This window comes from Rhizobium sp. BK529 (genome assembly GCF_014194105.1).
GTDB lineage: Bacteria > Pseudomonadota > Alphaproteobacteria > Rhizobiales > Rhizobiaceae > Rhizobium.
Genome location: NZ_JACIAU010000006.1, coordinates 24,958 through 44,154 on the forward strand (window position 1 = coordinate 24,958; position 19,197 = coordinate 44,154).

The following is a 19,197-nucleotide window of genomic DNA, read 5'->3' on the forward strand; positions in this document are numbered from 1 at the left end:
GTTTGCCACGCTTTAAGGCTTTGATTTTGCATGTCGGTATCGCAGAACCGCTGCGTACTTTGGCGCGACATGCTTTAGGCGGCATTGGTCTCCAGAACCGTTGCCGCATCGAGCACCGTCATGAACTGGCGCAGCCACGAAGGATGGGCTGGCCAGGCCGGTGCAGTGACGAGATTGCCATCGGAAACCGCATCGCTGATCGGGATATCGGCATAGGTGCCGCCGGCAAGCTCGACTTCGGGACGGCAGGCGGGATAGGCCGAGCAGGTGCGGCCCTTGAGAACGTCGGCGGCGGCCAGAAGCTGGGCCCCGTGGCAGATCGCGGCAACCGGCTTGTTGGCATCAAAGAAATGCCTGACAGTCTTGATGACATCGGGGTTGAGGCGAAGATATTCCGGTGCGCGGCCACCGGGGATGACGAGCGCATCGTAATCTTCGGCGCGCACGCTTTCGAACGTGGCGTTCAGCGCGAAGTTATGACCGCGCTTTTCCGAATAGGTTTGGTCGCCCTCGAAATCATGGATGGCGGTGGCGACCGTCTGGCCGGCAGTCTTGCCGGGGCAGACGGCATGGACCGTATAGCCGCAGGCAAGCAGCGTCTGGAACGGCACCATGGTCTCGTAATCTTCAGTGAAATCGCCTGTGATCATCAGGATCTTGCTCGCTGGCATGTCTTCCTCCCGTAAAAACCAACAGATGGACTTTAACAAAGGATCGCGGCCGCGGGTAATATAGGAATACTACACGGGGCTTCCTAATCAGGTCGTCTCGCGTGCCCTGACATCGGGAATCGCGCAGGCCTCGCCGCCGCCGAACATGCGCGAACGGGTGAGGAAGCGCTTCTCACGGCCATTATCGAGCGAGAACATGCCGCCGCGGCCGGGCACGACATCGATGATGAGCTGCGTGTGTTTCCAGGCCTCGAACTGGCTGGCGCTGATATAGACTGGCACGCCGCCGATCTCGCCGAGCTTCACATCCTGATCGCCGACGATGAAATCGTCCGTCGGATAACACATGGGTGAAGAGCCGTCGCAGCAGCCGCCGGACTGATGGAAGAGGATTTTGGGATAATCCTGCTGGATTTCCCTGATGAGGTCGAGCGCTGCATCGGTGGCGAGCACACGTGGTTCGCCATTGGCCGTCTGTTCCATGATTGCCTCCTCCAAGACAATGTCTCCTCCCCACGAAGGGAGGAGACTTGATAGTAGAACAATTGGATGGCTCTCAGAAGAAGCCGAGCTTCTTCGGGCTATAGCTGACCAGCATGTTCTTGGTCTGCTGGTAGTGGTCGAGCATCATCTTGTGTGTTTCGCGACCAATGCCGGACTGCTTGTAGCCGCCGAAGGCCGCATGGGCCGGATAGGCGTGGTAGCAATTGGTCCAGACGCGGCCGGCCTGGATTTCCCGGCCGAAGCGATAGGCGCGGTTGGCATCGCGTGTCCAGATACCGGCGCCGAGGCCGTAAAGCGTATCATTGGCGATCTCGAGCGCTTCCTTCTCATCCTTGAAGGTGGTGACCGAGACGACCGGCCCGAATATCTCTTCCTGGAATACGCGCATCTTGTTGTGGCCCTTGAAGATGGTCGGTTTGACGTAATAGCCGTCAGACAATTCGCCGCCGAGATCGTTGCGTGAGCCGCCGGCAAGCACCTGTGCGCCTTCCTGCTTGCCGATATCGAGGTAGGCGAGGATCTTCTCCATCTGCTCGGTCGAGGCCTGGGCGCCGATCATCGTTGCCGGGTCGAGAGGGTTGCCCTGCTTGATGGCTTCGACCCGTTTGACGGCCCGTTCCATGAAGCGGTCATAGATTGATTCCTGGATGAGAGCGCGGCTCGGGCAGGTGCAGACCTCGCCCTGGTTCAGCGCGAACATGGCGAAACCTTCGAGCGCCTTGTCGAAGAAATCATCGCCTTCGGCTGCCACATCGGCAAAGAAGATGTTGGGCGACTTGCCACCGAGTTCCAGTGTGACCGGAATGAGGTTCTGGCTGGCATATTGCATGATGAGGCGGCCTGTCGTGGTCTCGCCGGTGAAGGCGATCTTGGCGATGCGCGGGCTGGAGGCGAGTGGCTTGCCGGCTTCGAGACCAAAACCGTTGACGATATTGAGCACGCCGGGCGGAAGCAGGTCGCCAACGATTTCTGCCCAGAGAAGCAGGGAGGCGGGAGTCTGTTCGGCTGGCTTGATGACGACGCAGTTGCCGGCGGCCAGGGCCGGCGCAAGCTTCCAGGCGGCCATCAGAATCGGGAAGTTCCAGGGAATGATCTGCCCGACGACGCCGAGTGGCTCATGGAAGTGGTAGGCGACCGTATCATGATCGATTTCGCCGATCGTGCCTTCCTGGGCACGGATGCAGGAAGCGAAATAGCGGAAGTGGTCGATGGCGAGCGGAATGTCGGCTGCCATGGTTTCGCGGATCGGCTTGCCATTGTCCCAGGTTTCGGCCTGGGCCAGAAGCTCCAGCTTGTCTTCCATACGCTGGGCGATCTTCATAAGGATGTTGGAGCGCTCGGTGGTGGACGTCCGGCCCCATTTTTCCTTCGCGGCATGGGCGGCATCGAGCGCGGCATTGATGTCTTTTTCATCGGAGCGCGGGATTTCGCAGAGCTTGCCGCCAGTGACGGGCGTGACGTTGTCGAAATATTTGCCGCCGATCGGCTCGCGCCACTCGCCACCGATATAGTTGCCGTATTTCAGTTTGAACGGCGACTCGACGATTTTTTGATGAAGCATGTCATCCTCCCTTGATGAACAGGTTCCGGATCGAACCAGTGGGAGAAATCTGTGCCGCTTTTACCCGGGGCAACAGGGTCGCTAGCCAATACCGCAGTGCACAGTGTCGCAGACTTGCGACAGGTTTCGGCACCACCATGAAATCGTGATCGAACCTCTCGCCCTGTCTCAGTGCAGGTCGAGCTTCTTCATCTTCCGGTGAAGCGTGGCACGGCTGATGCCGAGGGCTGTGGCGGCCTGAGAGACATTGCCATGGGTGCGGGACAGCGCTCGCAGGAGAGCAGCCCTTTCCGCCTCGGCCATTTCCTCTTCCTGCGAGACGCGGCCTTCCTGCAGCGCATCGGAGGCAGGAAGCCCGGCGGCGATGCGTATGTCATCCAACTTGAGGGCGAGACGGGCGGCGCGCGTGGCGCCGAGGATGAGATCGTGCCGGTCAACGGCCAGCAGGGCGTTGGCGGAATTGGCGCCGGCCGGGACCATGACGAAGCGGGCGCCGGCAAACGCAGAACGGAACAGATTGAGCTCGATGCGCATCGCTGCATCCCGTACGGCCTGCGAGAGAATGGTGAGCGTCATCTCGTTGACATCATCGCGGCAGGTGGAAATGTCGAGGGCGGCGGCAAGAAGCCCGCGGTGATCGCGGATCGGCGCGGTGGTGCAGCTCAGCTTGATATTGGAGCAGAAGAAGTGTTGGTCGCGGAAGACGGCAACGGAACGCTCATCGGCGAGGGCCGTGCCGATGCCGTTCGTGCCGATGCTGGCTTCAGTCCAGACCGAGCCTGTCCAGAGACCGAGATCCTGGAATTCCTTATCATTGCCGACAGCGCCGCGGCGCTCCAGCGCGATGCCGTTACGATCCGTTAAAAGCAGGCAGCAGCCGGCCTTGCCGACGGTCATGAAGAGACGGTCGAGTTCCTCGCGAGCATCCGCCATCAATTGTTCTGATTGTTCCCGCGCAAGGCGGAATTCCTGCTCCGTGAGACGCAGAGGTGCGCGTTTTTCTTCCGGCGCAAGCTGATACATGGTCATGCATCGGCGCCACGAAGCCACGATCGGCGAACTGGCCGCAGCAGAGTTTTGCTGGGCGCACGTATAGACATGCTCCGCATGTGCGGATTGTTCGTGCATAAGGCTCCTCCCACGGAACTTGCGCATATTCTGATGTAAACGCGGCGGCTTTGCAATCAGCCGGCGGGACTGCGGATTGTATGGATTGAATTTGCCTGATGATGGGTGTCGCATATCTGAGACAGTTAAACACTGCGGTTCACACGTCGTGATCGCGATAATATGACCGTAGGCAAAAGTGAAAACCGAAAGCCGGAAATAATCGCCGGCTGCCTTCATTTTCGGCTGAGCCAACTTTCGATGCCTTTTGCCGCGGCACGGCCCGTGGCGAAACAGGCTGTGAGCAGATAACCGCCTGTCGGCGCTTCCCAATTCAGCATCTCTCCGGCTGCAAAGACGCCGGGCAGATGTTTTAGCATGTAGTGTTCGTCGATGTCGCTCCAGGCGATGCCGCCGGCAGACGAGATGGCCTCGGCGATCGGACGCGGACGCAGAAGCGGAATCGGCAGAGCCTTGATGGCGGCGGCGAGCTTCTGCGGGTCGTTGCGATCGGTCTCCAGCGTCAGTTCGCGCAGGAGCGCAGCTTTCACGCCGTCGAGGCCTGCGCCTTTGCGCAGACGGTTAGAGAAGCTCGATTTCGCATCCTGGCGGGCAAGATCGCGGGAAAGACGTTCGAGCGTGCGGCCGGGGGCGAGGTCGAGCGTCAAAGGCGCCTTGCCTTCGCCACGTAGTTGATCGCGCAGAGCGGCTGCATGCGCATAGACGAGGCTGCCCTCGATGCCGTGCCTGGTGATGACGAATTCGCCGGGAAATGTGCCCGCGGAGGAGGTTGCCGTGACGGATTTCAGCGGTTCGCCGGCAAAACGCTCACGGAAGGGATCGCTCCAGTCGACGTCGAAGCCACAATTGGCTGGCTGGAATGGAGCGATTTTAATACCACGTTCGGTAAGCAGCGGCAGCCAGGCCGCATCGGAGCCAAGGCGAGGGTAGCTTGCGCCGCCAAGCGCAAGCAGCGTGGCATCGCAGGAGATCGTCTTGCGTCCGCCGATCGTTTCGAAACTATGCCCGCCCTCAACAAAGCCGATCCAGCGATGGCGGGTGAAGAAGCTGACGCCGTGTTGCTCCAGCCGGGAAAGCCAGGCGCGCAGAAGCGGCGAGGCTTTCATGACCTTGGGGAAGACTCTGCCGGAGGAGCCGACGAAGGTTTCCGTGCCGAGGCCGGCTGCCCACGCGCGGATATCGGCCGGGGTGAAGGCGTTGAGGGCTTGCCGGAGACTGACATTGGCGTCGCCGAAGCGGGTGGCGAAACGGTCGTAGTCTTCCGAATGGGTGATGTTGAGACCCGACTTGCCGGCGAGCAGGAACTTCCGGGCGAAGGTCGGCATCGCGTCATAGACGGCGACGGCATGACCGCTCTCCGATAATATTTCGGCGGCCGACAAACCTGCGGGACCGCCGCCGATGATCGCGATTGTTTTCTGCTTCATTGCGCCTTCTTGGCGTGGCCGATGATCCGGCGCAAGTCTCAGTGATGCGGATGCACGCACTTGCCGTGGTCGGCGAGCACCTCGATGACCCGGCACTGATCGACTCGGCCATGGCCGCACCCCTCCACCATCTGTTCGAGTTCCGCCTTGAGCGCATTCAGACTGCGGATACGCTGTTCGACTTCGATCAGGCGCGCCTTGGCGATGGCGTCGGCGGAGGCGCAGGACTGGTGCGGATCGTCCTGCAGCTGAAGCAAGGTGCGGATCGCATCGATCTCGAAACCGAGCTCGCGGGCGTGGCGGATGAAGGCGAGGCGATTGAGGTCTGATGGTTCGTACGAGCGCTGGTTGCCCTCGCTGCGATTTGGCGCGGATAGGAGGCCAATACCTTCATAATAGCGGATCGTCGGCACCTTGACGCCGCTCTGACGGGCGGCTTCACCAATGGTGATCTTTTTCATGATTTTCCTCTTGTACCTCTAGTCGCTAGAGGATGTAGGAAGGATGCAGCCTACAAGCAAGGATTTAGATCATGAGTGAAGCATCACAGGCGCGGTACAGGCTCGGGGGCATGGATTGCGCTGCCTGCGCAACGAAAATCGATACGGTCGTAAGGCGTATGGATGGCGTCGAGGATGTCTCTGTTTCGGTGACGGCGGGCACGATGACGGTGCACCACAACGGCAGCAGCGATCTCAAGGCGATTGAGAGGAAGGTGACCGGCCTCGGATATTCCGTCGCTCCGCTCATGGGCAAGGCGCCCGCTCAGGAACCAAAGGAGAATCACGATCACGCGCATCATGATCACGATCATGACCATGCCGGACATGAACATCATGATCACTCCCATGAGGGCCATGATCACGATCATGCCGGTCATGATCGTTCCGATCACGGGCATTTGCACGGTGCGGAGGAAGTCGCGGGACTGCACGGTCATGATCACGGGCCAATGACCGGTCCATGGTGGCAGAGCAAGAAGGGCCGGCTGACGATCTTCTCCGGCCTGGCGCTCGTTATAGCCTATGCTGTCGGCCATCTGGTGCCCGCGATCGCTTCCTATGCTTTCATCGCAGCCATGCTGGTCGGGCTAGTTCCGATTACGCGGCGTGCGATCATGGCAGCACTTGCCGGGATACCCTTTTCCATCGAAATGCTGATGACTATTGCCGCTGTCGGCGCCGTCATCATCAATGCCGGGGAAGAAGCAGCCACTGTTGTCTTCCTGTTCCTTGTCGGCGAATTGCTGGAGGGCGTCGCTGCCGGCAAGGCGCGCGCCAGCATTCAGTCGCTGACGACGCTGGTGCCGAAGAATGCGCTGCTTGAAACCGGCGGCGAGATGAAGGAGGTGCCGGCGGAGACGCTCGCGGTCGGCTCCGTCATTCTTGTACGGCCGGGAGACCGGATTTCTGCCGACGGCACAATTCTCTCCGGTGAAAGCGCTATCGACGAGGCTCCGGTGACGGGCGAAAGCACGCCGGTGCGCAAGGGTGCAGGCGAGACCGTTTTTGCCGGCACGGTCAATGGCGATGCAGCATTGCGTGTTCGCGTCACCGCCGCTGCCGAGGACAATACGATTGCCCGCGTCGTCAAGCTGGTCGAGGAAGCCCAGGAATCGAAGGCGCCGACCGAGCGCTTCATCGACCGGTTCTCGCGCTATTATACGCCGGGTGTCGTCGTTGTAGCGGCTCTGGTCGCGGTCCTGCCGCCGCTGCTGATGGGAGCGGCATGGGGCGAATGGATCTATAAGGGCCTTGCGATCCTGCTGATCGGCTGCCCTTGTGCTCTTGTTATCTCCACTCCGGCGGCGATTGCCGCTTCGCTTTCGGCGGGCGCGCGTCGCGGGTTGCTGATGAAGGGTGGGGCGGTTCTGGAATCGCTCGGCAAGGTGACGGCTGTCGCCTTCGACAAGACGGGCACGCTGACCGAAGGCAAGCCGCAGGTGACCGATATCATTGCCTATGGTCGCTCGGAGGCGCAGGTATTATCGCGCGCCGCGGTCCTGGAACAGGGCTCCAGCCACCCGCTGGCGCTTGCCATCCTCAATCGCGCCAAGGCCGATGGCGTGCCTGTGCCGCCGGCTTTCGAAGTCGAAGCGCTGCCCGGCAAGGGGATGACCGGGAAGGTGGGTGGCGAGGTGCTTGATCTTTTGTCGCCGCCGGCAGCGCGCGAGCGTGGGGCGCTGAATGCTGAGCAGGACGAGCAGGTCGCTGCGCTGAACGGCGTGGGCAAGAGTGTTTCGGTGTTGCTCGTCGATGGCGTCGCTGGCGGCTTGATCGCCATGCGCGACGAGCCGCGCGAGGATGCAAAAAGTGGTCTCGTGACGCTGAAGGCGGCCGGCGTGCGTGCCATCATGCTGACCGGCGACAACAAGCGTACGGCAGCCGCCGTTGCCGGCGATCTTGGTATCGACTGGCGTGGCGAGCTGCTGCCGCAGGACAAGCAGCGCATTGTCGGCGAATTAAAGAAGGAAGGGCTCTTCGTCGCCAAGGTCGGTGACGGCATCAACGATGCGCCGGCACTTGCAGCAGCCGATGTCGGCATCGCCATGGGCGGCGCTACCGATGTGGCGCTGGAAACAGCCGATGCAGCGGTGCTGCATGGGCGTGTAGGCGATGTGGCGCGCATGATCGAGCTTTCGAAGCGGACCATGCGCAATATCATGCAGAACATCAGCATGGCTCTCGGGCTGAAGGCGGTGTTCCTCATCACCACCATTGCCGGCATTACCGGCCTGTGGCCGGCGATTCTTGCGGATACGGGTGCAACCGTGCTGGTGACGATGAACGCACTCCGTCTGCTTCAGATAAAGACATAAAGATTTCTTTATATCATCTTGACGATCGGATACGGCACGTGCATGCTTGACGCATCGTGGTTCTCTGGATCTGCCGATCCGGGGCTAAGAGGGAATTCGGTGCGGCCATCGCCAAGACCGGAGCTGCCCCCGCAACTGTAAGCGGATAGACACCGTCCTTCGACGTCACTGGGAAGACGCCTGGGAAGACTGGACGATGTTGATGACCCGCGAGCCAGGAGACCTGCCGCGATTGATAACGTCCACGGGCGGGGTGTCCCGGTGCGCCGCTTTTGCGAGACAGCGCCCCGCGTCCGTCTGCTTTTGCGTCCGCCGCAGCCTTGCCCATAACCTTCGGGGTAAGGAAATGAGCATCAAGACTGCAAATCTCGGCTTTCCGAGGATCGGAAAGCACCGCGAACTGAAATTCGCTCTGGAAAGCTACTGGGCCGGCAAATCCGAGGCCAGTGCGCTTCTCGACGTCGCGAAGCAGCTACGGGCGGAAAATTGGGCCCTGCAGAAAAAGAGGGGGATCAAGATCATCCCCTCCAATGACTTCTCGCTTTATGATCATGTGCTCGATACGGCCGTCATGGTCGGCGCCATTCCTTCGGCCTATGGCTGGAAAGGCGGGCCTGTTTCACTCGATACCTATTTTGCCATGGCGCGCGGCTCGACCGGCGATGAGGCGCATGCCGATTGCGGCCATCAGCACCATCATGGCCATGGCGCGCCAGCGCTGGAAATGACGAAGTGGTTCGACACGAACTATCACTACATGGTGCCGGAACTTGGTCCCGATCAATCCTTCGCGCTGACGGCGAACAGGCCGCTCGATGCCTTTATCGAGGCGAAGACGCTTGGTATCCACACCCGGCCGGTCATTCTCGGTCCGGTCACTTTCCTGAAACTCGCCAAGGGAACCGAGGAAGGTTTTGTGCCGATCCGCCTGTTGGAACGCCTGTTGCCAGTCTATACGCGGGTGTTGGCGGAACTGAGTGCTGCAGGTGCCGATTGGGTGGAGATCGACGAGCCATGCCTCGTGCTCGATCTTTCAAGAGAAGAACAGGAAGCACTGCAGCATGTCTACTGCGCGCTGCATGAGCTTGTGCCGAACCTGAAGATCATGCTCGCCACCTATTTCGGCGAAATCGGCGACAACCTGCCGACGGCGCTTGCATTGCCGGTTGCCGGCCTGCACGTCGATCTCGTTCGCGCTCCGCAGCAGATCGATGCCTTTCTTAAGGCGCCCGCCGACCTGACGCTGTCGCTTGGCGTCATTGACGGACGCAATATCTGGAAGGCGGACTTGGCCGCGATCCTGAAAATAATCGAGCCGCTCCTTCAGCGTTTCGGCGCGGATCGGCTGCAGATTGCGCCATCCTGCTCGCTGCTGCATGTGCCGATCGATCTGGAATTGGAAACCGGACTGGATGAGGAGCTGAAGTCGTGGCTCGCTTTCGCCACCCAGAAGCTTGGCGAACTTGCAGTGCTCGGCGACGCCAGCAAGGCTTCTGAGGTGATCGCGGCGGCCTCGCAGGCCGTTGTTTCGCGTGCTGCATCCCCCCGTGTGCATGATCGGAAAGTCAGGCAGCGGGTCGGTGCGATCGACGAGGTGATGACGAGGCGGGCCAGCGCCTTTGCTGAGCGGACCGGCCTGCAGGAGCGCAAGCTTCGCCTGCCGCTCTTCCCGACGACGACGATCGGCTCCTTCCCGCAGACGTCGGATGTGCGCAAATCTCGCTCTGCATTCAACAAAGGCATCATCAGCGAGACGGAGTATGATGCCTTTCTGAAAAAGGAGACGAAGGCTGCGATCCGCTGGCAGGAGGAAATAGGCCTCGACGTGCTCGTCCACGGCGAGTTCGAACGCAATGACATGGTGCAGTATTTCGGCGAGCAGCTTTCCGGCTTCGCCTTCACGCAACATGCCTGGGTGCAGAGCTATGGCTCGCGCTATGTTCGCCCGCCGATCATCTTCGGCGATGTTTCTCGGCCGAAACCGATGACCGTGGAGTGGTGGCGTTACGCGCAGTCGCTGACGGAAAAGCCGGTCAAGGGTATGCTGACCGGTCCAGTGACGATCCTCAACTGGTCCTTCGTGCGCGACGATCTCTCCCGTGCGGATGTCAGCCGGCAGATTGCGCTGGCGATCCTCGATGAGGTGCTCGATCTCGAAAAGGCCGGTGCGGCGATGATCCAGATCGACGAGGCCGCGCTTCGTGAAGGCCTGCCGCTGCGCAAGGCGGACTGGAATGCCTATCTCGGCTGGGCGGTCGAAAGCTTCCACCTCTGCGCGTCCGGTGTTGCCGACGAAACGCAGATCCATACGCATATGTGCTACTCGGAGTTCAACCAGATCATCGATGCCATTGCGGCGATGGATGCGGATGTGATTTCCATCGAAACCTCTCGTTCCAAGATGGAATTGCTGGAAGCTTTCCGAAGCTACAAATACCCGAACGAGATCGGTCCAGGTGTCTATGATATCCATTCGCCGCGCGTTCCCGACGTCGACGAGATGACGGAGCTTTTGACGCTGGCGCGTGAATGGCTGACGGATGGGCAGCTCTGGATCAATCCCGATTGCGGCCTGAAGACCCGCAAATGGGATGAGGTGCGCCCGGCACTCGTCAACATGGTTGCCGCTGCCAAGGCGCTTCGGGCAGCCGCACCGATTCGGCGGTAGGAAAACGGAGGGCCGACAAGACTTCGGCTCTCCTTAATCCCCAAATGGCATTAGACATGGCTTGATTAATCCACTGTTAACCATGATCGGACCTTTATCTAGTACCTGACGCAAGGGAAGGCACAACAAGCCGTTGATCGTTCCTTCTCATTGGGCTACTACATATAGCGTTCAAGGTTCTCCTGATTCGCAAGGATTAGGGGCTAAGATGGGAATACGGTGCGTTTCGCCATGACGGCGCGACAAGGCCGGAGCTGCCCCCGCAACTGTAAGCGGCGAGCAACTGTCCGATTTCAGGTCACTGAGGCATGAAGCTTTGGGAAGACTGGGGCAGGGTGCTTCGACCCGCGAGTCAGGAGACCTGCCTTGAACAAAAAGTCCACGGGCGGGGTGTCCGGAAGGTCGCGTATTATGCAGGCGGATCAAATCCACGCTTGCAGCGCTGCCCCGGAATGCCCGATGAACACTTAGGGGTTGAAGTCATGTCGAGGGCATCAAAACCGCCGCCCGCGCAGATCCTGCATGGAAGGGTGTTCGGCGTGTAAAGCGCCAACTTTATCAGATCAATATCAAACGTTGCCTCGGACGCCGCAAGGCGCCCGATCCCAGTATTGCGTCCGTAATCCATTGATATCACGAGGGACATGATGAGCGTTACCGTTTACAGCAAGCCTGCCTGCGTTCAGTGCACAGCTACCTACCGCGCCCTCGACCGTCTGGGCGTAGACTATGAAATCATCGATATTTCCGAGGATGCAGACGCGCTCGATCGCGTGCGCGGCATGGGGTACATGCAAGTCCCGGTCGTCGTTGCCGGCGAGAGCCACTGGGCGGGTTTCCGTCCCGACATGATCAGCGCACTCTCCTGAATGGAGAAGAGCGATGGGCCTGATCGTCTATTATTCCAGCCGATCTGAAAATACCCATCGTTTCGTCGAGAAACTGGGACTGCGCGCGGCGCGCATTCCCCTCGGCGCTGAAAATATCCAAATCCGCGAGCCCTACGTGCTGATCTCGCCCACCTATTGCGGGGACGGCGGCAAGGGCGCTGTGCCCAAGCAGGTGATCCGTTTCCTCAACGATGCGGATAACCGCTCCAACATCCGCGGCGTGATTGCTGCGGGAAACAGCAATTTCGGCGAGACTTACGGGCTTGCCGGCGACGTGATCTCGCGGAAGTGTCAGGTGCCGTACCTCTATCGGTTCGAGCTTCTGGGCACTGCCGAGGATGTCGCCAATGTCAAAGACGGGATGGGACGATTTTGGACACGGGAACAAATCTGACGCGGGATGCGAGTGCAAAGCCGGTAAAGGCAATGGAAGCGCTGGATTATCATGCGCTGAACGCGATGCTGAACCTCTATGACGACGAGGGCAAGATCCAGCTCGACAAGGACCGCATGGCGGCCAAGCAGTATTTCCTGCAGCATGTGAACCAGAACACGGTGTTCTTCCATAACCTCCGGGAGAAGCTCGATTATCTGGTCACGGAAGGCTATTACGAGCAGGAAGTGCTCGACCAGTATTCCTTCAATTTCATCCGCGACCTGTTCGATCAGGCCTATGCCAAGAAGTTCCGTTTCCCCACTTTCCTCGGCGCCTTCAAATATTACACCAGCTATACGCTGAAGACCTTTGACGGGAAGCGCTATCTCGAGCGCTACGAAGACCGCATCTGCATGGTGGCGTTGGCGCTTGCCAGAGGCAATGAACAGCTTGCTCGCGATCTGATGGAAGAGATTATCACCGGCCGTTTCCAGCCGGCAACGCCGACCTTTCTGAATGCCGGCAAGAAGCAGCGCGGCGAGCTCGTCTCCTGCTTTCTGCTGCGTGTCGAAGACAATATGGAATCGATCGGCCGCTCCATCAATTCGGCGCTGCAGCTTTCCAAGCGCGGCGGCGGCGTGGCGCTGTCCTTGACGAACATTCGCGAGGCGGGTGCGCCGATCAAGCAGATCGAGAACCAGTCCTCCGGCATCATCCCCGTCATGAAGCTACTTGAAGACTCGTTCTCCTATGCCAACCAGCTCGGTGCCCGGCAGGGCGCGGGTGCGGTCTATCTCAACGCCCATCACCCCGACATCATGCGATTTCTCGATACCAAGCGCGAAAATGCCGACGAGAAGATCCGCATCAAGACGCTGTCGCTCGGCGTCGTCGTGCCCGATATCACCTTTGAGCTCGCCAAGAACAACGAGGATATGTACCTCTTTTCGCCCTATGACGTGGAGCGGGTCTATGGCGTGCCCTTCACCGAGATTTCGGTGACGGAAAAGTATCGCGAGATGGTGGCGGATGCCCGCATCACCAAGAAGAAGATCAAGGCGCGCGAATTCTTCCAGGTCATTGCCGAAATCCAGTTCGAGAGCGGCTATCCCTACATCATGTTCGAAGACACGGTGAACCGGGCAAATCCGATTGCTGGCCGCATCAGTATGAGCAATCTCTGCTCGGAAATCCTGCAGGTGAGCGAGGCGAGCGAATTCAACGACGACCTTTCCTACAAGGCGATGGGCAAGGATATTTCCTGCAATCTCGGCTCGCTGAACATTGCCATGGCGATGGATTCATCAGATTTCGGCAAGACGATCGAAACCTCGATCCGCGCGCTGACGGCCGTATCCGATATGAGCCATATCTCCTCGGTACCGTCGATCGAGAAGGGCAATGACGACAGCCACGCGATTGGCCTCGGCCAAATGAACCTGCATGGTTATCTCGCCCGCGAGCGTATTCATTACGGTTCGGAAGAGGGCGTCGATTTCACCAATATCTATTTCTACACGGTCACCTATCACGCGCTGCGCGCCTCCAACCGCCTGGCGGTCGAGCGCGGTGCGAGCTTCAAGGGCTTCGAGAATTCGAAATATGCCTCGGGTGAATATTTCGACAAATATACCGAGCAGGATTGGAAGCCGGCGACCGGGAAGGTGCTGGCGCTGTTCGACGATGCCGGTATCCATATCCCCACGCAGGGAGACTGGCTCGAACTGAAGAAGGCGGTCATGGCGTCGGGTCTCTATAACCAGAACCTGCAGGCGGTGCCGCCGACCGGCTCGATCTCTTACATCAATCACTCGACCTCCTCGATCCATCCGATCGTCTCGAAGATCGAGATCCGCAAGGAAGGCAAGATCGGCCGTGTCTACTATCCGGCGCCGTTCATGACCAATGACAATCTCGATTACTACGAGGACGCCTACGAGATTGGGCCGGAAAAGATCATCGATACCTATGCGGCCGCCACCCAGCATGTCGACCAGGGCCTGTCGCTGACGCTGTTCTTCCGCGACACGGCGACGACGCGCGATATCAACCGCGCCCAGATCTATGCCTGGAAGAAGGGCATCAAGACGATCTACTACGTCCGCCTTCGTCAGATGGCGCTGTCCGGCACCGAGGTGCAGGGCTGCGTTTCGTGTACGCTCTAACCGACCGGAGATAATGATGAATATGCAATTCAAGCCGGTCAGCCGCGTGCGCGCCATCAACTGGAACCGCATCGAGGATGACAAGGATCTCGAAGTCTGGAACCGCCTCACTGGCAATTTCTGGCTGCCGGAAAAGGTGCCGCTTTCGAACGATATTCCCTCCTGGGCGACATTGACGCCGGCGGAGCAGCAATTGACGATCCGGGTTTTCACCGGGCTGACGTTGCTCGACACGATCCAGAATGGTGTCGGCGCCGTCAAACTGATGGCGGATGCGGTGACCCCGCATGAGGAAGCGGTGCTCTCCAACATCTCCTTCATGGAGGCGGTGCATGCGCGCTCCTATTCCTCGATCTTCTCGACGCTCTGCCTGACGCCCGATGTCGATGATGCCTATCGCTGGTCGGAGGAGAATGAGTTCCTGCAGCGCAAAGCCACGCTGATCATGGAGCACTACGCTTCGGGCGATCCGCTGAAGAAAAAGGCCGCGAGCGTCTTCCTCGAGAGCTTTCTCTTCTATTCCGGCTTCTATCTGCCGATGTACTGGTCGAGCCGGGCCAAGCTCACCAACACGGCCGACATGATCCGCCTCATCATCCGCGACGAGGCCGTGCACGGCTATTATATCGGCTACAAGTTTCAGCGCGGACTCGAGCGGCTCTCCGACGAGGGCCGGCAGGAGATCAAGGATTTCGCTTTCGATTTGCTGCTCGAACTCTACGACAATGAAGCGAAATATACCGAGGCGCTCTATGACGGCGTCGGGCTGACTGAAGACGTCAAGAAGTTCCTGCACTACAACGCCAACAAGGCGCTGATGAACCTTGGCTATGAGGCACTGTTTCCGGCAGACGCCTGTAAGGTCAATCCCGCGATCCTGTCTGCGCTCTCGCCCAATGCCGACGAAAACCACGACTTCTTCTCGGGTTCCGGCTCGTCCTATGTCATCGGCAAGGCGGTGGCGACCGAAGACGAAGACTGGGATTTCTAAGGTTTATCTTTACGAAGCCTCTTATCATTCGGCCCGCTATCGCCCACATTCAGCCCGATGTGTTCGTTGAATGTCGCGTAGCGGGAGTTTTTCATGAGGCCCTCTTTCGAAACGATTGATCCGGCAGGCGAAGCTGCCGAAGGCGTCTGGCCAATCCGCAGGCGCCGAATTCTCGATTGGCTGATCAACGAGACCCGCAGCGAGCGTTTCATCGACAATATCCTGGTGGAGATGTGCAAACGGCTGCTGGCAGCGGGCGTACCGGTGAACCGTTCCAGCCTGCATTTTCGCACCAATCATCCGCAGTGGATCGGCGCCCGCATCCTGTGGGTGGAAGGTATGGAAGAGGCAAAGATCAACACCTTTGCCTACGGGGTGGAAACCACGCCGCAATTCCTCAACAGCCCGGTCAATGAGATCCATAACGGCGCCAACGAGGTGCGGAAGAACCTGGACGATTTGTGGGAGGGCGACGACTATCCCTTTTACCAGGAACTGCGCGACGACGGCTATTCCGAATATATCGCCTGGCCGATCGATCATACGTTCGACAAGCGCCACGTTGTTACGTTCGCCACAAATAGGCCTGGGGGGTTTACCGGCGAACACGTGGATTTCCTGCGCGATCTGCTGCCGGCTCTCACTCTCGTCAGCGAGATCCGGCTCAAGAACATCATGGCGCGTACGCTGCTGCAGACATATGTGGGGCCGCATGCGAGCGAGCAAATCCTATCCGGCGTCATCACCCGTGGCAGCGGCTCGACCGTCGGCGCGGCAATCATGATTTGCGACCTGCGCGACTTTACGGCGATCTCCGATCTTTGGCCACGCGATGATGTTATCCATCTGCTCAACGATTATTTCGACGCTATATCCGATCCGATCGAGCGCAATGGCGGCGAGATCCTGAAATTCATGGGCGATGGCCTGCTTGCCATCTTTCCGCTGACAAAACCTTCGGCCTGTCACGATCTGCTGACGGCGATCCGTGAAGGGCAGGCGGCGATGGCGAAGCTGAATGACCAACATCAGCGTCTGGGGCGTGATCCCTTGCGTTACGGCGTGGGCGTCCACGTCGGCGACGTCATGTATGGCAATATCGGTTCGCGTCGGCGGCTGGATTTCACGGTCATCGGACCGGCGGTCAATGTTGCCTCGCGGCTCGAGAGCCTGACGAAGGAGGTCAAGCGGCCAGTGCTGCTGTCTCGCGCTTTCGTCGAGATGGCAACCTGCACGGAAGAGATGGATAATCTTGGCATGTTCCCGTTGCGCGGGCTTGGAGAGCCGGTGGAAGTCTTCGCGTTTCGCGAGACGCCGATAGACGGTCGTGACGCGGCTTAGGTCACCGGGAAATTGATCTGCGGTGGCAGGAGCAGGCCCTGGTTTTCCGCCGCCGGATTATTGATACGCTGAAGAAGCATGTGACCGAGATGTTCCCCCGCCTCGACCAGATCCTCGTAAATGGTTTCGATCTTCGGCTGCAGGTGGGTCAGGAGACGTGATGTTTCCTTGGCGACAATATCGTAGTCCTCGGCCAGGACGAAGCCAGTATCGCTCATGGCGGTGACGAGTGCCAGCGCGGAAACTTCGCCCGGGCAGACAAAGCCGTCGGGAACATCGGGTGCGGCGGCACGTGCGCGGAAGAAATCCCTGAGTTCATTGGCCGGTGAATCGAGTGTGACCGCTTCCGTTATTTCGTAGGCGACACCGGCCTCGCGCACGGCAGTCATGAAGCCATGGAGAATGTGCTGGCTGAAGGTCAGCCGCCTCGGCGGCATGACGACCGTGACTTTCTTCCTGCCCTTGGCGATCAGGCGCCGCGTGGCCTCATAGGCAAAGGCATAATTGTCATAATCGACATAAGGATGCGGCGTGGAAAACTCTGTACGGCCATGCGATACGAAGGGAAATCCCACTTCCTGCAGCATCCGCACCCGCGCATCGAATGGTTCGGTCCGTGTGAAGATCAGGCCGTCGGCGAAATTGTTGCGGACGATATATTCCGCCGCTTCGAGATCCGTCGTCGACAGGAAGTTCGGGGCGACAACGAGGTGATAGGAGGTTTCCTTCAGCACCTTGGCGATGCCGTACATGATGGCGGTGCCGAAGCCGACGACTTCCTGATGCGGATCGAGCAAGATGCTGATGACATTGGTGCGGCCCGTCTTCAGGCGCTGAGCGGCACGGTCCGGCAGGTAGCCGATCTCTCGGGCGATGCGATGGACGCGTTCCCGAGTCTCGACCGATATTTGCGGCGCGTCGCTGAGCGCACGCGAAACCGTCGTTACCGCAAGTCCGGTCAAAGTTGCGATGGTGCGTAATGTCGGCTTGCCGCGTTTTTGCGCGCCATCCGGATTTTCAACGCGTTGCAATTGGGACGATTCGGTCACTGAGGACATTCCGTGCTGGATCGCGGCTACCATAACACGATGAAACCGGCATGCAATCGATCAATGCAAACGATTTAAATTTTTACAACTTCTTAGGCAATCTGAGAAATCGCAACAAAATCAACCGTTATAGAGTAAATCATATTTTTCTCGGGAGTCGAGTAAGGGCTTGACGCGACACCGTTTATAACGTTTTAAATTGTTAACCGCACTGGGAGGTGCGGTGTGGTGTTTGATCGCCTTTGCGGCGGGAGACATCGGGGCGGCTGAGGAGGGTCTCGCCGCCACTCACGAACGGGAGGATATTCATGCGCAAGTTTTTGAGCTCGGCAGCTCTTGCTGTCGTGATGATGGCTGGTTTCGGCAGTGCCCATGCGGCCGACGTCAAGGAAGTTCAGATGCTTCACTGGTGGACGTCGGGCGGTGAAGCCGCAGCGCTCAATGTGCTGAAGCAGGACCTTGCCAAAGAAGGTTTTGCTTGGAAGGACGTGCCGGTGGCCGGCGGCGGCGGTGATGCTGCCATGACGGCGCTGAAGGCAATGGTTGCGGCCGGCACCTATCCGACCGCTTCGCAGATGCTCGGTTACACGGTGCTCGACTACGCTCAGGCAGGCGTCATGGGCGACCTGACCGAGACGGCGAAGAAGGAAGGCTGGGACAAGGCCGTTCCGGCAGCACTGCAGAAATTTTCCGTCTATGACGGCAAGTGGGTCGCAGCCCCCGTCAACGTTCACTCCGTCAACTGGCTGTGGATCAATAAGTCCGTCATGGACAAGATCGGCGGCAAGCAGCCGAAGACCTTCGACGACCTGATCGCGCTGCTCGACAAGGCAAAGGCAGCCGGCGTCACCCCGCTCGCACTCGGCGGTCAGAACTGGCAGGAAGCCACGATGTTCGACTCCATCGTGTTATCGACCGGCGGCCCGGAATTCTACAAGAAGGCCATGAACGACCTCGACGAGGACTCCCTGAAGTCCGACACGATGAAGAAGTCGTTCGATAACCTCGCCAAGATCATCAAGTATGTCGATCCGAACTTCTCGGGCCGCGACTGGAATCTTGCGACCGCCATGGTCATCAAGGGCGACGCTCTCGTGCAGGTCATGGGTGACTGGGCGAAGGGTGAATTCGTTGCCGCCAAGAAAAAGCCGGACACCGACTTCCTGTGCTATCGCTTCCCCGGCACCGACGGCAGCGTGATTTACAACTCGGACATGTTCGGCATGTTCAATGTGCCTGACGACCGCAAGGCCGCTCAGGTGGCGCTCGCCAAGGCTACACTGTCGAAGAGCTTCCAGTCCGCCTTCAACGTCGTCAAGGGTTCGGTTCCGGCCCGTACCGACGTTTCGGATAAGGATTTCGACGCTTGCGGCAAGAAGGGCATCGCCGACCTGAAGGCTGCCAACGCAGGCGGCACGCTGTTCGGCTCGCTGGCGCAAGGTTACGGTGCTCCGCCGGCTATCGCAAATGCCTATAAGGACGTTATCTCGAAGTTCGTCCATGGTCAGATCAAGACCTCCGACGAAGCCGTGACCCAGCTCGTCGCGGCCATCAACGACGCCCGTTAATTCCCATCGAGCAAGGCTTTCCCGCACTCTTGCGGGAAAG

15 protein-coding genes and 2 riboswitches are annotated in these 19,197 nt (G+C 59.3%); of the genes, 8 read left to right on the forward strand and 7 right to left on the reverse strand.

The features are described 5' to 3' along the window. Positions 1 to 74 precede the first annotated feature (74 nt). The 6 genes from FHX08_RS27690 to FHX08_RS27715 form a co-directional block, all read right to left on the reverse strand. The gene (locus FHX08_RS27690; RefSeq protein WP_132657211.1) at positions 75 to 671 is read right to left on the reverse strand and encodes a DJ-1/PfpI family protein; all 597 of its coding nucleotides are present in this window, start codon (positions 669 to 671) and stop codon (positions 75 to 77) included. 87 nt (positions 672 to 758) lie between these two features. Further along, a complete protein-coding gene (locus FHX08_RS27695; protein ID WP_132657209.1) occupies positions 759 to 1,154 on the reverse strand; it encodes a DUF779 domain-containing protein in 396 nt (131 codons plus the stop codon). A 73-nt stretch (positions 1,155 to 1,227) separates the two neighbouring features. Then, complete coding sequence (gene adh, locus FHX08_RS27700; RefSeq protein WP_184328065.1) at positions 1,228 to 2,736, reverse strand: aldehyde dehydrogenase; 1,509 nt, start codon at positions 2,734 to 2,736, stop codon at positions 1,228 to 1,230. Between the two features lie 168 nt (positions 2,737 to 2,904). Beyond that, complete coding sequence (locus tag FHX08_RS27705) at positions 2,905 to 3,864, reverse strand: helix-turn-helix domain-containing protein (RefSeq protein WP_132657205.1); 960 nt, start codon at positions 3,862 to 3,864, stop codon at positions 2,905 to 2,907. A gap of 215 nt (positions 3,865 to 4,079) precedes the next feature. Continuing rightward, positions 4,080 to 5,291 carry a TIGR03862 family flavoprotein gene (locus tag FHX08_RS27710; RefSeq protein WP_132657203.1) on the reverse strand — a complete coding sequence of 404 codons (1,212 nt, stop codon included), beginning with the start codon at positions 5,289 to 5,291 and terminating at the stop codon, positions 4,080 to 4,082. A 38-nt stretch (positions 5,292 to 5,329) separates the two neighbouring features. Continuing rightward, entirely contained in the window at positions 5,330 to 5,752 is a 423-nt protein-coding gene (locus FHX08_RS27715) for a MerR family transcriptional regulator (protein ID WP_132657201.1), read from the reverse strand. 71 nt (positions 5,753 to 5,823) lie between these two features. Between FHX08_RS27715 and FHX08_RS27720 the strand changes: the two genes are divergently transcribed. The 7 genes from FHX08_RS27720 to FHX08_RS27750 all read left to right on the forward strand — a co-directional run bounded on the left by FHX08_RS27720 (position 5,824) and on the right by FHX08_RS27750 (position 16,540). Further along, complete coding sequence (locus FHX08_RS27720; RefSeq protein ID WP_132657200.1) at positions 5,824 to 8,109, forward strand: heavy metal translocating P-type ATPase; 2,286 nt, start codon at positions 5,824 to 5,826, stop codon at positions 8,107 to 8,109. A gap of 40 nt (positions 8,110 to 8,149) precedes the next feature. Continuing rightward, a riboswitch (cobalamin riboswitch) is annotated at positions 8,150 to 8,355 on the forward strand. A 100-nt stretch (positions 8,356 to 8,455) separates the two neighbouring features. Beyond that, on the forward strand, positions 8,456 to 10,777 hold the full coding sequence (gene metE, locus FHX08_RS27725; RefSeq protein ID WP_132657198.1) for a 5-methyltetrahydropteroyltriglutamate--homocysteine S-methyltransferase: 2,322 nt from the start codon (positions 8,456 to 8,458) through the stop codon (positions 10,775 to 10,777). A gap of 157 nt (positions 10,778 to 10,934) precedes the next feature. Further along, a riboswitch (cobalamin riboswitch) is annotated at positions 10,935 to 11,161 on the forward strand. Between the two features lie 263 nt (positions 11,162 to 11,424). Then, on the forward strand, positions 11,425 to 11,646 hold the full coding sequence (gene nrdH, locus FHX08_RS27730; RefSeq protein ID WP_132657254.1) for a glutaredoxin-like protein NrdH: 222 nt from the start codon (positions 11,425 to 11,427) through the stop codon (positions 11,644 to 11,646). 13 nt (positions 11,647 to 11,659) lie between these two features. Beyond that, on the forward strand, positions 11,660 to 12,061 hold the full coding sequence (gene nrdI, locus FHX08_RS27735; protein ID WP_132657196.1) for a class Ib ribonucleoside-diphosphate reductase assembly flavoprotein NrdI: 402 nt from the start codon (positions 11,660 to 11,662) through the stop codon (positions 12,059 to 12,061). Next, entirely contained in the window at positions 12,040 to 14,208 is a 2,169-nt protein-coding gene (nrdE, locus tag FHX08_RS27740; RefSeq protein WP_184328066.1) for a class 1b ribonucleoside-diphosphate reductase subunit alpha, read from the forward strand. The genes nrdI and nrdE overlap by 22 nt, the downstream gene beginning before the upstream one ends. A 16-nt stretch (positions 14,209 to 14,224) precedes the next feature. Continuing rightward, the gene (gene nrdF / locus FHX08_RS27745; RefSeq protein ID WP_184328114.1) at positions 14,225 to 15,199 is read left to right on the forward strand and encodes a class 1b ribonucleoside-diphosphate reductase subunit beta; all 975 of its coding nucleotides are present in this window, start codon (positions 14,225 to 14,227) and stop codon (positions 15,197 to 15,199) included. A 93-nt stretch (positions 15,200 to 15,292) separates the two neighbouring features. Next, positions 15,293 to 16,540, forward strand: coding sequence for an adenylate/guanylate cyclase domain-containing protein (locus FHX08_RS27750; protein ID WP_132657192.1), 1,248 nt, complete (start codon positions 15,293 to 15,295; stop codon positions 16,538 to 16,540). On the opposite strand, the gene FHX08_RS27755 is transcribed toward FHX08_RS27750, so the two are convergent. Continuing rightward, positions 16,537 to 17,589 (reverse strand): LacI family transcriptional regulator, encoded by a 1,053-nt coding sequence (locus tag FHX08_RS27755; protein WP_132657190.1) that lies wholly within the window; start codon positions 17,587 to 17,589, stop codon positions 16,537 to 16,539. The genes FHX08_RS27750 and FHX08_RS27755 overlap by 4 nt on opposite strands. A 308-nt stretch (positions 17,590 to 17,897) precedes the next feature. Between FHX08_RS27755 and FHX08_RS27760 the strand changes: the two genes are divergently transcribed. Next, entirely contained in the window at positions 17,898 to 19,157 is a 1,260-nt protein-coding gene (locus tag FHX08_RS27760; RefSeq protein WP_132657189.1) for an ABC transporter substrate-binding protein, read from the forward strand. Positions 19,158 to 19,197: the final 40 nt, after the last annotated feature.